14 protein-coding genes are annotated in these 14356 nt (G+C 69.4%); 5 read left to right on the top strand and 9 right to left on the bottom strand.

Annotated elements, in window-relative coordinates:
* Positions 1–2: 2 nt before the first annotated feature.
* Together GEV27_RS09755 and GEV27_RS09750 are read right to left on the bottom strand one after the other, a co-directional pair.
* Entirely contained in the window at positions 3–911 is a 909-nt protein-coding gene (locus GEV27_RS09755; RefSeq protein WP_153934155.1) for a 5'-3' exonuclease, read from the bottom strand.
* Positions 912–970: 59 nt separating this feature from the next.
* The gene (locus tag GEV27_RS09750; protein WP_153934154.1) at positions 971–2533 is read right to left on the bottom strand and encodes a M28 family metallopeptidase; all 1563 of its coding nucleotides are present in this window, start codon (positions 2531–2533) and stop codon (positions 971–973) included.
* 138 nt (positions 2534–2671) lie between these two features.
* Here GEV27_RS09750 and GEV27_RS09745 point away from each other — a divergent pair, with 138 nt between their 5' ends.
* The 3 genes from GEV27_RS09745 to GEV27_RS09735 are packed head-to-tail and all read left to right on the top strand — an operon-like array spanning position 2672 to position 6026.
* Positions 2672–3751, top strand: coding sequence for a Xaa-Pro peptidase family protein (locus tag GEV27_RS09745; RefSeq protein ID WP_309222151.1), 1080 nt, complete (start codon positions 2672–2674; stop codon positions 3749–3751).
* Complete coding sequence (gene lnt / locus GEV27_RS09740) at positions 3748–5256, top strand: apolipoprotein N-acyltransferase (RefSeq protein ID WP_153934153.1); 1509 nt, start codon at positions 3748–3750, stop codon at positions 5254–5256. Before GEV27_RS09745 ends, lnt begins: the two co-directional genes overlap by 4 nt.
* Positions 5253–6026, top strand: a complete 774-nt coding sequence (locus GEV27_RS09735; protein WP_153652720.1) for a polyprenol monophosphomannose synthase — start codon at positions 5253–5255, stop codon at positions 6024–6026. Before lnt ends, GEV27_RS09735 begins: the two co-directional genes overlap by 4 nt.
* 34 nt (positions 6027–6060) lie before the next feature.
* On the opposite strand, the gene GEV27_RS09730 is transcribed toward GEV27_RS09735, so the two are convergent.
* From GEV27_RS09730 to GEV27_RS09705, 6 genes are all read right to left on the bottom strand, one after another.
* On the bottom strand, positions 6061–6453 hold the full coding sequence (locus GEV27_RS09730) for an RNA polymerase-binding protein RbpA (protein ID WP_153652721.1): 393 nt from the start codon (positions 6451–6453) through the stop codon (positions 6061–6063).
* Between the two features lie 76 nt (positions 6454–6529).
* Complete coding sequence (locus tag GEV27_RS09725; protein ID WP_153652722.1) at positions 6530–7894, bottom strand: MFS transporter; 1365 nt, start codon at positions 7892–7894, stop codon at positions 6530–6532.
* The gene (locus GEV27_RS09720) at positions 7891–8661 is read right to left on the bottom strand and encodes a glycerophosphodiester phosphodiesterase family protein (RefSeq protein ID WP_309222150.1); all 771 of its coding nucleotides are present in this window, start codon (positions 8659–8661) and stop codon (positions 7891–7893) included. Before GEV27_RS09720 ends, GEV27_RS09725 begins: the two co-directional genes overlap by 4 nt.
* A 126-nt stretch (positions 8662–8787) precedes the next feature.
* Positions 8788–10323 (bottom strand): UDP-N-acetylglucosamine 1-carboxyvinyltransferase, encoded by a 1536-nt coding sequence (locus GEV27_RS09715; protein WP_153652724.1) that lies wholly within the window; start codon positions 10321–10323, stop codon positions 8788–8790.
* Between the two features lie 47 nt (positions 10324–10370).
* Complete coding sequence (locus GEV27_RS09710; protein WP_153652725.1) at positions 10371–11015, bottom strand: MBL fold metallo-hydrolase; 645 nt, start codon at positions 11013–11015, stop codon at positions 10371–10373.
* A 45-nt stretch (positions 11016–11060) separates the two neighbouring features.
* Positions 11061–11309 carry a DUF2630 family protein gene (locus tag GEV27_RS09705; protein WP_153652726.1) on the bottom strand — a complete coding sequence of 83 codons (249 nt, stop codon included), beginning with the start codon at positions 11307–11309 and terminating at the stop codon, positions 11061–11063.
* An 82-nt stretch (positions 11310–11391) separates the two neighbouring features.
* Between GEV27_RS09705 and GEV27_RS09700 the strand changes: the two genes are divergently transcribed.
* Both GEV27_RS09700 and GEV27_RS09695 read left to right on the top strand, forming a co-directional pair.
* The gene (locus GEV27_RS09700) at positions 11392–11985 is read left to right on the top strand and encodes a rhomboid family intramembrane serine protease (RefSeq protein WP_153652727.1); all 594 of its coding nucleotides are present in this window, start codon (positions 11392–11394) and stop codon (positions 11983–11985) included.
* An 89-nt stretch (positions 11986–12074) separates the two neighbouring features.
* Entirely contained in the window at positions 12075–12362 is a 288-nt protein-coding gene (locus GEV27_RS09695; protein ID WP_153652728.1) for a Fe-S cluster assembly protein HesB, read from the top strand.
* An 84-nt stretch (positions 12363–12446) separates the two neighbouring features.
* Here the strand turns inward: GEV27_RS09695 and GEV27_RS09690 are convergent, their stop codons facing one another.
* Complete coding sequence (locus GEV27_RS09690) at positions 12447–14285, bottom strand: thioester domain-containing protein (RefSeq protein WP_228765184.1); 1839 nt, start codon at positions 14283–14285, stop codon at positions 12447–12449.
* Between the last annotated feature and the right edge of the window lie 71 nt (positions 14286–14356).

Below are 14356 nucleotides of genomic sequence, written 5' to 3'. Positions count from 1 at the left end.
CGTCACGCCCGGCGGGAGCGGGCGGCCAGGGCGCGCTCGGTGACGCCGCCGAGCCCCCAGGTCTCGCCGAACGCCGTGAAGGCGTCCTCGTCCGCCGATACGTCCAGGTCGGGCAGCTCACAGACGTCGCGGCGCACCGTGACGACCTCGCGGGCCGCCGTGATGTAGTCGACCGAGTCGCGCAGCGACTGGCGCACTCGGGGCTTGATCGAGGACCAGGTGTCGTCGGCCGCAGCGAGGATGGCGTCGAGGTCGCCGAACTCGGCGAGCAGCGTGGCCGCGGTCTTGTCGCCGATGCCGGCCACGCCCGGCAGGCCGTCCGACGGGTCGCCACGCATGACCGCGAAGTCGACGTAGTCGGAGGCATCGATGCCGTACTTGCTGCGCAGCCACGCATTGTCGACGACGTCGTGCTTCGAGACGCCCTTCGCGACGTAGAGGACGCGGATGTCACGGTCGTCGTCGACGAGCTGGAACAGGTCGCGGTCGCCGGTCACGATGTCGACCGGGCCGTCCCAGGCCTCGGCGAGGGTGCCGATGACGTCGTCCGCCTCGTAGTCCGCGGCGCCGACCACGGGAATGCCCAGCAGGCCGAAGGCCTCGGCGATGAGCGGGACCTGCGGACCGAGAAGGCCGTCGGTGGTGTCGGCCTCGCCGCCGTCCTCGTCGAGTCGTTGCGTCTTGTACGTCTCGAGGAGCTCGACCCGCCACTGCGGCCGCCAGTCGTCGTCCCAGCACGCCACCACGGCCTCGGGCTCGTACTGGGTGGTCAGGGTCGAGGTGAAGTCGAGGATGCCCCGCAGCGCGTTGACGACCGTGCCGTCGGGCGCCGTGAGGGTCTTGGGGATGCCGAAGAACGCCCGGAAGTACAGGCTGGCGCTGTCGAGGAGGAGAAGTCGACCGTGGGACATGTCCCGAACTCTAGGCTCTACGAGCCCGGGACGTGTCCCACGGTCTCCTCATGTCCTGATCAGCGCGTCAGCGCGTGACCCGGGCTGCGGTCGCCGGCGCGCTTCATGGCCGCGAGCTTCTTGCCCGAGACCTTCGCACGTCGCTGATCGCCGTAGAGGCCCTTCTTGGACAGCGCCAGCACGCCGACCGAGTGAGCCGCCGCGTCACCGAGCTGGTCGATGGCCCGGGTGCTCACGTTGGTGATGTCGTCGCACGCCTGGTGGTAGCAGACGTCGTACGCGACACCGGCGGTCCCGCCGAACAGCTTGGCCTCGGCCGGCGACTTGACGCCCTCCGCACCGCTGAACAGCCCGCCCGCCGGAATACCGGCCTCGATGAACGGCCCGTAGTCGGACCGGCCGTCGAACGACGTGGGCGCGGACGCGAGCTTGCGCTTGGCGAAGTAGCGGGTGAACACCTTCTCGATCTCTGCCGAGCCGGCAGGCCCCGCATTGCCGTCCGACGAGCCGTCGCCGTCGTAGACGAACCGGGCGAAGTTGGGCGAGCCGATCATGTCGAAGTTGAGGTTCGCGTAGATCTTGCCCCGCTGGGTGTCGGTCAGGCTGTCGACGTAGTGGTACGCGCCGAGCAGCCCCTTCTCCTCAGCACCCCAGAAGGCGAACCGCACGGGGCGCTGCGCCTTCTTGGCCGTGCGCGTCTTGGTGTACTGCTTCGCGATCTCCAGCACCGCGGCCGTGCCCGTGCCGTTGTCGTTGATGCCGGGCCCCTCCGCGACGCTGTCGAGGTGTGCCCCGACCACGACGACCTGGTCCTGGTTCTTGGTCTTGCGCGGCAGGTCGGCGATGACGTTGGTCGTCTTGCGGTTGAGGTCGACCTCCGTGCTGGCGAAGACCCGCACCGTGGCGCCCGGCTGCTGGCTGAGCGCGACCCCGTCCTCGTACGAGACGCCGACGACGGGGATGTCGACGGGGGTGCCGAGGGTGCCGGTGAGCAGCTCCTGGCGTCCCTCCTGCCCCTCGTTGAAGATGATCACCGCGTCGTAGCCCGCAGCCTGCGCATTGGCGGCCTTGACGCCGAAGTCGCACGCCCCGCGCTGGATCAGCGCGACGGACGGTGCGGAGCCCGGCGCCGGGAAGTCACCCGGCGTGCAGCCGGACGTCGTCGACCCCGGCGCGCCGGTCGGGGGGATCACGAGCTTGATCGGGGTCACTGCGCCGGTCACGTCTCCGGAGCCGGAGTAGTCGAACGCCGCGGTCTCGATGTCCCTCGCCGTCGGGGTGACCTGCTGCAGCTCGGCGGGCGCGAGATCGCGGCTGAACGCGAACGTGAAGGTCTGCTTCTTGACCTTGTAGCCGGCCTTCTTCAGCTGCGAGGCGACGTACGCGGCCGAGGCGTCGTAGCCGGGCAGGCCCGACGCGCGGTTGCCGCCGTTGCGGTTAGCGATGACCTGCAGCTGACGCAGCGTCTTGAGCTGCCCGTTGACCGTCACGCCTCTCGTGAGCTTGCTGGTGTCGATCGGTTTTGCCTTGGACTGATGCTTGTTTCCCGCGTCCGCGGGTGCGGCCACGAAGAGGCTGCCGGTCAGGATGACGGCAGCGGTGGAATACAGCGCTCGGCGCATGTGATGCCCCCCAAATGGTTGATGTGTTCCACATCACACTAGGTGCGGAGGCGGGCGATGAACACCCCTGTGCCGCAGCAGATCGGGTGCGCCGCCCGCAGGCGGATCGGCCCATGACCGCACCGGTATCGTCATGGTGTGAACACGTGGCGCAAGGCTCAGGAACTGGCAGCTCAACAGGGGATCGACGCCCTGCTCGTGACCCCCGGAGCGGACCTCCGCTACCTGACGGGCTACGTCGCGTTGCCGCTCGAGCGACTGACCTGCCTCGTGCTGCCCGCCCGGGGCGAGCCGACCCTGGTCGTGCCCCACCTGGAGCGGCAGGCCGCGATCGCGTCAGGCGTCGACACCGCGATCGCGTCGTGGCAGGAGACCGAGGACCCGTACGAGCTGGTCGCCCGCCTCGTCGGAGACGTGGCCACGGTCGGCGTGGACGACCACATGTGGGCCTCGCGGGTGTTCGCGCTGCAGGCCGCGATGCCCACCGCACGCCAGGTCCTGGCCGGACCGCTCGTGCAGCAGCTGCGGATCCGCAAGGACGACACCGAGATCGCCGCGCTGCGTGACGCGGGTGCCGCGATCGACCGCGTGCACGAGCGGGTGGGCGAGTGGCTGCGTCCCGGTCGCACCGAGCGCGAGGTGGCAGCCGACATCGCCCGCGCGATCATCGACGAGGGCCACGAGACGGTCGACTTCGTGATCGTGGGGTCCGGGCCCAACGGGGCGTCCCCCCACCACGAGGTGTCCGATCGGGTCATCGAGACGGGGGATCCCGTCGTGGTCGACATCGGCGGCACGATGCCGTCGGGCTACTGCTCGGACTCGACCCGCAACTACCTGGCCGGCGGCACCGCCCCCGCGGCCTACCGCGAGGCGTACGCCGTGCTCGAGGCCGCGCAGAGGGCGCAGCTCGAGCACGCCCGCCCCGGCGTGACGGCCGAGTCGGTCGACGCGATCGGCCGGCAGATCATCGCCGACGCAGGCTACGGAGAGCTGTTCATCCACCGCACAGGGCACGGCATCGGCCAGGAGACCCACGAGGAGCCGTACATCGTCGAGGGCAACGGGCTGGTCCTCGAGGAGGGCATGGCGTTCTCGATCGAGCCGGGCATCTACTTCGACGGACAGTTCGGCGCCCGCATCGAGGACATCGTGGTGTGCACGGCCGACGGCCTCGAGGTGCTCAACAACACGCCCCGCGGGCTCGTCTCCCTGTGAGACGACCCCAAGTCGGGTGGAAGGTCGCCTGGCCCTCGGCAGCCGCCCTCGGGGTGCTGTCGTCGCTCAACTTCGACCCGGTCTCGCTGCCGTTCGCGATGCTGCTGGGCGTCGCCGGGCTCATCTGGCTGGCCCGGGCACTGGACGTCGCGAGCAAGCGGGTCGTGGCCGTGACCGGTCTGCTGTACGGCGTGGGGTTCATGGGACCGCTCATCTGGTGGATGAACGCGGTCAGTGCCGGCGCGTACGTCGGCCTGGCGCTCGCCGAGGCCTTGTTCTTCATCCCGATCATGCTCGCGCTGCGAGCTGCCACCCGGCTGCGCCTCTGGCCGCTGTGGGGCGCCGCGGTGTGGGCCGCGGGGGAGTGGGCTCGTGGCCACTTCCCGTTCACGGGCTTCCCGTGGGGCCGCCTGGCGCACACCTCGATCGACACGCCGTTCTCCGCGTACGCCCGGCTGGTCGCCATGCCGGGCACCAGCGCGGTGCTGTTCGTGGTCGCCGCGCTGCTCGTGGTCATCGTGGTCGGTCCGGGCCGGCGCGCGCGTATCGGTGCCGCAGCCGGTGTCGTCGCGTTGACCGTCGTGGGCGCCCTCCTGCCGACCGGCGTCGCGGGCGCCGACGGCACCCGTCAGGTCGCTCTCGTGCAGGGCGACGTCCCCGGGGTCTTCCTCACCTGGCCGCGCGGGGAGATCCTCGACCTGCACCTCGCCGAGACGCAGCGCCTCGCCGACGCGATCGAGGCGGGCACCGTGCCACAGCCCGACATGGTGCTGTGGCCCGAGAACGCGACGGACATCGATCCGTACCGCGACGCGCTCACCCGCGGCCGGATCGAGTCGCTGGCAGCCAGGCTCGGCGCGCCGATCCTCGTCGGCGGCCTCTTCGACGGGCCCACCGAGGACACCGCGTACAACTCCGGCGTGGTGTGGACGGCAGACGGGCCGGGAGACCGCTACGACAAGCTCAAGCCCGTACCGTTCGGCGAGTACGTCCCGTTCCGCAAGGAGGCCGGCGCCATCGTCGGACGCCTGGGGCGCGACATCCCCCGCGACATGTTGGCCGGCGACGAGCCGGGGGCGATGACGATCGGCGACACGCGCATCGGCGACACGATCTGCTACGACATCGCGTACGACGACGTGACCCGCCGGGCCGTCGACGGCGGCGCCCAGATGATCGTCGTCCAGACGAGCAATGCGGCCTTCACGGGCACGTCCCAGCCCGAGCAGCAGTGGGACATCTCCCGGCTGCGGGCCATCGAGACCGGGCGCTGGGTGGTCGTGCCCTCGACCAACGGCATCAGCGGGGTCGTGGACCCGACCGGTCGCAGCGTCGAACGGGCGCCGATGCACGAGCCCGCCACGGTGAGCGCCGAGGTCACGCTCGCCTCGGACAAGACGCCGGCCCTCCTGATCGGTCGCTACCTCGAGTGGTTGCTCGTCGCGGCCGGGGTGGGAGCATGGTGGCTCGGCACACGACGACGGAAGGCGATCGGGACCTCATGAGGACGTTGATCATCGTCCCGACCTACAACGAGTCGGACAATCTCGAACTGATCGTCCAGCGGATCCATGCCGAGCAGCCGGGGGTCGACATCCTGATCGCCGACGACGGCTCCCCGGACGGCACCGGCGAGATCGCGGACCGCCTGGCCGCGGACGACCCGCGCGTCCACGTGATGCACCGGACGTCGAAGCAGGGACTCGGCTCGGCCTACCGCGCGGGATTCGCGTGGGGCCTCGCACGTGACTACGACGTCCTGATGGAGATGGACGCCGACGGCTCGCACCGTCCCGAGGACCTCGCCAAGATCCTGGCCGCGAGCGAAGCCGGGGCCGATCTCGTGCTGGGCTCGCGATGGGTGCCAGGTGGCGGCGTCGTCAATTGGCCCTGGCACCGTCGCCTGATCTCCCGCGGCGGGACGCTCTACGCGCACCTGATGCTGGGCATCCCGATCAAGGACGCAACCGGCGGCTTCCGTGCGTTCCGGCGCTCGACCCTGGAGCGGCTGCCGCTCGAGGACGTCGCCTCGCAGGGCTACTGCTTCCAGATCGACATGGCGCGCCGGGTCGTCGCGGCGGGGATGAGCGTCCAGGAGGTGCCCATCACGTTCGTCGAGCGCGAGCGGGGCCAGTCCAAGATGAGCGGCGCGATCGTGCGGGAGGCGCTGTGGCGCGTCACGCTCTGGGGCCTGGCGCGGGCCGTGCCCCGTTCGCTGCGACGAGACCGTCAAGAGCCGGCCCGGACCCCGGACGCAAAAGAACCCCGGCCGTAGCCGGGGTCCTTCCTTCCGCCTGGGGCCGCTGGCCTCAGGCGCTCTTCTTCTTGGCCGCGCTCTTCTTGGCGGGCCGGTGGAGGTGCGGCGGACCGATCTCCCCACCGCGGAGAAGCTCGAGCCGCTCCGTCAAGATCTCCTCGAGCTCATCGACCGAGCGGCGCTCGAGAAGCATGTCCCAGTGTGTGCGAACCGGCTTCTCGACCTTGCCTTCGGGCTTCTCACCGTCGGCGAGCCGTCCGATCTGACCCGTCTTGGGGTCCTCCCACTCGTACGGGATCTCGGCCTCGTCGGCCATGACCACCGTGAACGTGTGCCCGTCCGGGCAGACGTACTCAACCTGCTGCCGGGGAGCCATCTCCACGCCACGCTCGTCCTCGAAGCTCTGCGTTCCGAGCCGAGCACCTCGCAATGCACGTTCAGCCATGTGCGTCCCCTCTCTAGTGCCGTACCAGTTTCAACATAGATGACGCGCATGAGATTCCCCTGAACGGCAGGTGACTTCACAGGACAGCCGGCGGGACGTTCCCCGCCTCGACGACCCCCTTGCGCGGATCCAGCCTCCACAACAGCGTCCCACCGATCACGAAGAACGCAATCAGGGCCAGGATCGCCGGGCGGTAGGAGCCCGTCAGCTGGTGGACCAGACCGAAGACCAGGGTGCCGAACCAGCTCGTGCCGCGCTCACAGGCCTGGTAGAGGCTGAAGTACTCGGCCTCGCGCCCGCGGGGGATGAGCTGGGAGAACAGTGACCGGGACAGGGCCTGGGTGCCCCCGAGCACGAGCCCGATCAGCACGGCGAGCACGAAGAACGGCACGACCTGCTCCGCCGGCAGGAAGAAGCCGATGCACACCACGAGCACCCACACCACGAGCCCACCGAGGATCGTGCGGTGACCGCCGTAGCGAGCGGCCACCCGGCCGAACAGCAGGGCGCCGCCGAAGGCGACGAACTGGACGATGAGGATCGTGGTGATGAGGACGCTCGTCTCGAAGCCCAGCTCCTTCTCCCCGTAGACCGAGGCGGAGTAGATCACGGTCTGGATGCCGTCGTTGTAGAACAGGTACGCGACCAGGAACAGCAGCGTCTGGGGATAGCCGCGCATCTCGCGCAACGTACGGAACAGCTGGCCGAAGCTGCGCTGCATGAGGGTGCCGTCGTCGACCGTCACGGCACCACGTACCGGGTGATCCTTGATGCGTCGGTAGGGGATGATCGTGAACGCCGCCCACCACAGCGCGGCGGACAGCAGGCTGATGCGCACGGCGGTCTCGGTCGACAGCCCGAACGGCTTGATCGTGACGACCGCGAGGTTCAGCGAGAGCAGCAGCGCGCCCCCGAGGTAGCCGAAGGCCCAGCCGCGCGACGACACGTGGTCCCGGTCGTCCGGAGCCGCGATGTCGACCAGGATCGCGTCGTAGACCACGATCGACGAGCCGTAGAAGAGATTGGCGACGACGAGCAGGATTGCCCCGAGCTGCCAGTTGTCGCCCGTGACGAAGAACATCATCGCCGCGGCGAACGAGCCGGCCCAGGCGAGGCCGCACATCAGGCGGCGCTTGGAGTCCACCCGGTCGGCGACCGCGCCCACCACCGGCAGCACGAACGCCGACAGCACGGTCGCCAGCGTGACGACGTAGAAGACGAGGGAGCCGGCCGACAGCGAGAGGCCGAGGACGTGCAGGTTCTCGGTGCACTTGCGGTCGTCGTCGCCGGCGAAGCCGCAGGCGGCCCGCTCCGCGACGCTCGTCAGGTACGGCGCGAAGAGCACCGTGCCGATGGTCGTGATGTAGGCCGAGTTGGCCCAGTCGTAGAAGTACCAGCCGCGCTGCTCGGACGTCGCTCGCGCCCTCGTGGTCGTGCTCATGCGGGGTCCCTCCACGTGCCTCGGGCGACCAGCACGTCCTTGAGGACGTCGGTGCGGTCGGTGATGATGCCGTCGACGCCTAGGTCGAGCAGCTCGTTGATCTCCTGCGCGTCGTCCACGGTCCACACATGGACCTGCTGGCCGAGCGCGTGGGCCCGGCGGACGAAGCGGCGCGTGACGACGCGCAGCGGCCCGTGGCGGTGCGGCACCTGCAGGCACCGGCCGCCCGGGACGCCGACGAGTCGCAGCAGGGGAGCGGGCAGGAATCTCGTGAGGACCACCTCGAGGGTCGACGCCGAGGTCGTGACGCCGGGCAGCATACGTCGCATGCGCCGCAGCCGTGCGTGCGAGAACGCGCTGAGGCAGGCCCGGTCGACGGCGTCGTGCGCCTTGAGCACCCGGCACGTGGCGTCGACCGCAGCGTCGGACTTGACGTCGATCATGAGCCGGGCGTCCGGGAACGCGTCGAGGAGCGCGTCCAGGCGGGCGAAAGGCTCCCGCTGGTCGAGGCGCTGCAGGTCGAACGACTCCGACGTCAGGGCGTCGATCGCGTCGGCGCTGCCCGTCAACCGGTCGAGGCGGGCGTCATGGACCGCATAGACGACGCCGTCGGACGTCGCGCGGACGTCCGTCTCGAGGTAGCGGTAGCCCAGCGCGTACGCGTGTGCGAACGCCGCGAGCGAGTTCTCGATGCCGATGTTGTCGCCGGTGGCCGCACCGCCTCGGTGCGCGATGGCCAGGGGCGGTGGATCGAGGAAGCTGGACACGCGCCAACGCTAGCCCCGACCAGGTGCACCCCACCCAGATTTGCGGACCCGTGCACGTTTCCGCGCGCGGATTCGGTGCAGGACTCCGCAAATCTGGGCTGGGGTGGGGTGGGGGGGTGGGGTGGGCTAGATGTCGCGGAAGGTCTCGATCTGGGCGCCGAGTGCGTTGAGCCGCTCGGCGAGATCCTCGTAGCCACGGTTGATGACGTAGACGCTGCGGAGCACCGACGTGCCCTTGGCCGCGAGCATCGCCAGCAGGATCACGACGGCCGGCCGCAGGGCCGGCGGGCAGATCAGCTCGGCGCCGCTCCAGTGCGTCGGTCCCTCGATCAGCACCCGGTGCGGGTCGAGCAGCTTGACCTGGGCACCCAGCTTGTTGAGCTCGGTCAGGTAGATCGCGCGGTTCTCGTAGACCCAGTCGTGCAGCATCGTCTGACCCTCGGCGGTCGCCGCGATGACCGCGAAGAACGGCAGGTTGTCGATGTTGAGGCCCGGGAACGGCATCGGGTGAATCTTGTCGATCGGCGCGTGCAGCGCCGAGGGATGCGTCGTGATGTCGACAAGTCGAGTCTGGCCGTTCTCGGCCGCGTACTCGGCGCCTCTGTCGTACTGGAAGCCCATCTCCTCGAGCAGCGCGAGCTCGATCTCCATGAACTCGATCGGGACGCGGCGCACCGTGATGCTCGACTTGGTCACGATCGCGGCCGCGATCAGGCTCATGGCCTCGATCGGGTCCTCGCTCGGGGCGTACTCGACGTCGCAGTTGATGACCGGCTTGCCGGTGATGCGAAGCGTGGTGGTGCCGATGCCCTCGATGCCGACGCCCAGCTTGACCAGGAAGAAGCACAGGTCCTGGACCATGTAGTTGGGGCTCGCGTTGCGGATCACGGTCACGCCGTCGTAGCGGGCCGCGGCGAGCAGCGCGTTCTCGGTCACCGTGTCGCCGCGCTCGGTCAGCACGATCGGCCGCTCGGGTCCGACGCCCTCGGCCGCGGCGGCGTGATAGCTGCCCTCGGTCGCGACGACCTTCAGCCCGAACGGACGCAGGGCGGTCATGTGGGGCTCCACGGTGCGGGTGCCGAGATCGCAGCCGCCCGCGTAGGGCAGCTCGAAGTCGTCGTAGCGGTGCATCAGCGGGCCGAGGAACATGATGATGCTGCGCGTACGCCGTGCGGCGTCCGCGTCCATCGCGGCGAGGTCCAGCTCGGCGGGGACGATGAGCTCGAGATCGTTCTCGTCGTTCAGCCACGTCGCCTTGACGCCGATCGAGGTCAGCACCTCGAGGAGACGGTTGACCTCCTCGATGCGGGCGACCTTGCGCAGGACGGTGGTGCCGGCATTCAGCAGCGAGGCGCAGAGGAGGGCGACGCCCGCGTTCTTGCTGGACTTGACGTCGATCGTCCCGGAGAGCGTCGTCCCTCCCGCGACCCGCAGGTGGCTGGGCCCGGAGGTGCCGACGCTGACGAGCTCGGAGTCGAGGGCACTGCCGATGCGCGCGAGCATGTCGAGGGTCAGGTTCTGCTGCCCCTTCTCGATGCGGTTGACGGCGCTCTGGCTCGTCTTGAGCTCTGCGGCCAGCTCTGCCTGTGTGAGCCCGGTGTGCTGTCGAGCGTCCCGGATGAGGGCGCCGATGCGGGCGAGGTAGTCGTCACGAACAGTCATGTTCGCAACCATATATCAGTTATGAGATAACTCAATTCCCGTCGGGATCAGGCCGTGGTCGTGTCGGACTGGCCCAGGAGACGGGCGTCCTCGACTCCGCTGTGGGCCGTGAGCTGGCCCCAGTAGATGCCGTACGCGGCCTCGGAGATCGTGCGGTCGTGGATGGGGAAGAGGGTCTTCGGCCCGACACGCTGGGCGAAATCGACGGTCTCGCTGAGCTTGGCCCACGGGGCAGAGAGGGGGAGCGCGAGGACGTCGACACCCTCCGGCGCGGTCTCGTAGGAGTCGCCTGGATGGAACATCGTCGGCTCGCCGGGCGCGTGGAGAAGCACGCCGACGTTGCCGATGCGGGGGATGGTGGGGAGGATCACGGCGTGCTGGGCGCCGACGCCTCGAAGCGTGATCCCGCCGACGACCGTCTCGACACCGTCGCCGTTCTGTGTCCAGTCACCCGCCTCGACGATCGAGGCGGTCTCGGGGTCGCACAGCAGCAGGGCGTCGCGGTTGCGCTCGAGCAGTCCGGGCCAGCGTCCCTGATCGAGGTGGTCGGGGTGCTGGTGGGTCACGACGATGGCGTCGAGCCCTTCCAGAGCGAATGTCTCGTCGGGGCTGAAGCCTCCGGGGTCGATCAGGACGCGGGTGTCAGCGGCCTCGACGAGGACGGCGGCGTGGCCGAAGCGGGTGATCTGCATGCGTCCCATCTTGCACCTGCGCCCGTGGGCACGCAGGCCTGAGTGTCAGTTGAGATATCTCTCCACGACGTCGGGGGAGCGCTCCTCGGCGTCGTCCTCGGAGCCACCGGTCTCGCGGAGCGCCTTGCGTTGACGCAGCAGGTCCCAGGCCTGGTCCAGCTCGATCTCGAGGGCGCGCAGGCGAGCGCGTTCCTCCTCTCGGCTGATGTCACCGCTGCTCAGCTGCTCGCGGAGCGTCTTCTCCTCGGCGACGAGGTTGTTGATGTGCTCGTGAATTCCCTTGTCGGTCGTCATCTGCGGAGTCTACGTCCGCGGAGGCAGCCGGGGGAGCGCCTCGGGTACGGGGGAGTTGGGCACAGGTCCTAGCATCTGAGGCATGAATCGGACCCGCGACAGACGTTTGTCGCTGGGTGTGGCCGCGACGGCAGGGATGCTCGTGGGCGCCTACGTCGTGCTGCTCTACGCGGTCGAGATCATCGACGTCGCGACGTCCGAGCGCCTGGAGCGCAACGGCGTTCATCCACGCAGCCTCGAAGGGCTCGACGGGATCGTCTTCGCGCCCCTGTTGCACGACGACTGGGCGCACCTGATCGGCAACACCGCCCCGCTGCTCGTGCTCGGATTCCTGATCGGTCTGTCGGGCGTCCGGACCTGGTTGCAGGTGACGGCGATCGTGTGGGTCGTGGGCGGCGTCGGGGTCTGGTTCCTCGGTGACTCCGGGACCAACCACGTCGGAGCCTCGGGCGTGGTCTTCGGCTGGCTCACGTACCTGATCGTCCGTGGTGTGTTCAATCGCAGCCTGGGCCAGATCGTCGTGGGGCTCGGGGTCCTGGTGATCTACGGGAGCGTCCTGTGGGGCGTCCTGCCGGGACGTCCCGGTGTGTCGTGGGAGGGGCATCTGTGCGGCGCCGCAGGGGGCGCGCTCGCCGCGTGGCTCCTGGCAGAGCGGTCCACCAGACGGACCGGCTGACCTGCTTCTCAGGTCCGTCGACTTGCCCGGACCGCCCGGGTCGGCAAGTCTGGACGTTTGGCGATGCCACTGACGAACAGGAGAACGACATGTTGACCCTGACCGACAATGCAGCCGACGTGGTGAGGCAGATCACCGAGCAGGTCCCGGACTCCCAGGAGTCGGGCCTGCGCATCAGCCAGGCCGGCCCCGAGAAGGATGCCGGCCTGGCCCTGACGCCCGTCAACGCCCCGCAGCCGGGTGACCAGGTCGTCGACGACGGGGGAGCCCGTGTCTTCCTCGACGCGACCGCCGCCGAGCTGCTGGGAGACAAGACGCTGGACGCGCGGGTCGAGCAGGACGGTTCCGTCCAGTTCGGGCTCGGACAGCAGGCCTAGCTCACCGCGCCGACACGTCTCCCACGACCACGATGTCGTGGGAGACGACGTCGCGTCATCTGGGTCGAGGGTGCCCCGGCTCGCTCACGCGCGGCCTGCCATCCTGCGCCGGACGACCAGCACCGCTGCGCCCGCCACCAGGAGCGCGATGCCCAGTGTCAGTGGACCTCCGGGTGCGCCCGCGCCGGGCAGGAATCCCGAGCTGATGGGTCCTCCGCCGCCGCTGCCTCCGCCGCTCTGGTCGCCACCACCGCCACCATCGCCGTCGCCGTCCTCCTCGGACTCGCTGTAGCTGTTGGTGATCGTCACCTCGCTGGTCTCGCTGTCGGCGATCGTGACGGACTCGGGACTGATGGTCGTCTCGTCGAGCAGGATGGTGTCAGTGGCGCCGCTCGCGGTCTCGGTGACACGGCACTCCGTGCCCGCCGGGATGCCGGTCACCCTCACGACCGGATACGTGCCGGCCGGCGACTCCGCAGGGACCGAGAGCTCCTGGTCGAACGCGTCCCCGTCGTCGTCGCAGTCCACCGCGAGGACGATCTCGTCCTGCGCGCCCGCGGCCGGGCCCTCGATGACCTTGGTCACCTGCAGCTCGCCGACCGCGCGCTCGTACTCGTTCGTCGCGACGACGGGCGAGTTGGTGCCCTCGACGATCGTCACGGTCTCGGGGTCGAGCGAGGAGGCCGTCAGGTTCACCTGACCGTTGTCGCCGTCCTCGGTCTCGGTGACGGTGCACGTGGCGCCGGCGGGGAGTCCGGTGTACGTGACGCTCTGCGGTCCTGCTTCCGTCTCCTCCGGGATCGTGAACGTGCGCTCGATCGGGTCGCCGTCGGTCGGCGTGCACACGATGGTGATCTCGATGGCGCCTTGCAGTCCGGCACCCTCACCGCTGATGGTCTTGGTGACCTCGATCCCGCCTGCGGCGAACCGGTTGGTGCGGACGCTCGCAACCGCTTCGAGGGTCGACTCCCGGGCCAGGATCAGCTTCTGCCCCGTATCGCGACCAGGCGTGGCGCCGTCGTAGAGATACACGGTGCTCTCGCGCACGGTTTGCGCCCGCCGCAAGGAGAACCCTTGGCCCTCGCCCGGGCCCGACGACCGCGCCCAGAGCTGCGTGCCCGGCGCGACGGTCTCTCCCTCCGCGACAGGCTGCGTGCCCTCCTGGTCGGTGAAGACCTCGACGCCTTCGAGGCGCAGGACCGACGGCCCGTCCGCCGTCACGGTGAAGGGGCCGACGATCTCGCCGGTCGAGGGGGTGTCTGCGGACTCGGGGGAGATGCTCAGCGACGGCTGCGCCGGCTCCGTCGCCGGCCCGTTGGCGATGGCGTCCGCGACGATGTCCGAGGTGAGATCGTACAGCTCCGGCTCGGCATTCGGGTCGAGCACGAGGTTGTCGCTGAAGAACCAGATCGCGGACTGGACCGCGGCGGACCTGACGTTGTTGGCGACTCCGGGCGGGTTGTCCGGCTCGGTGGGGTAGTAGTTCTGCAGGATGTAGGCGACGTAGCCGAGGTTGCGGACGTTCGCGTCGTTCCAGTCTCCTCGCTCGTAGGTGACACCCGACTGTGTGGTCGTGAACAGGTCGATGCAGTAGGTGAGGACATCGTTGCCCTCGGAGTCCGACGCCGGGATGAGCCCGGCATAGGGGAGGTTGTGCGCGTCCCACCCGCCCGGGATGGTCGTGGGGTAGCCCGACAGCGGATCGAAGTCGCTGGGAGCGTCATAGGCGTCCACGTCGGAGACACCGAGGGCCCCCGTGATGGGGCCGATCTGGAGCTCGGTGAATGGCGAGCTCGAGAACGCGGGATCTGCTCGGGTCGGGATCGGCTCGGCATGGGCCGAGCTCCCCACCAGCAACAGTCCGCCGAGCATGATCAGAGCCACGAACACCCGGAGCAGTCCCGCCGTCCGGTTCATCAGCATGGGTTTCACAGCCACGTGCCTTCCCCCGTAAAAAGAGCGTGCGGGCCTCTGTGCGGCTCCGCCCCCCGAAG

The organism is Aeromicrobium sp. S22, assembly GCF_009661045.1.
Lineage (GTDB): Bacteria > Actinomycetota > Actinomycetes > Propionibacteriales > Nocardioidaceae > Aeromicrobium > Aeromicrobium yanjiei.
This window is presented reverse-complemented; position numbering and strand designations above follow the sequence as displayed.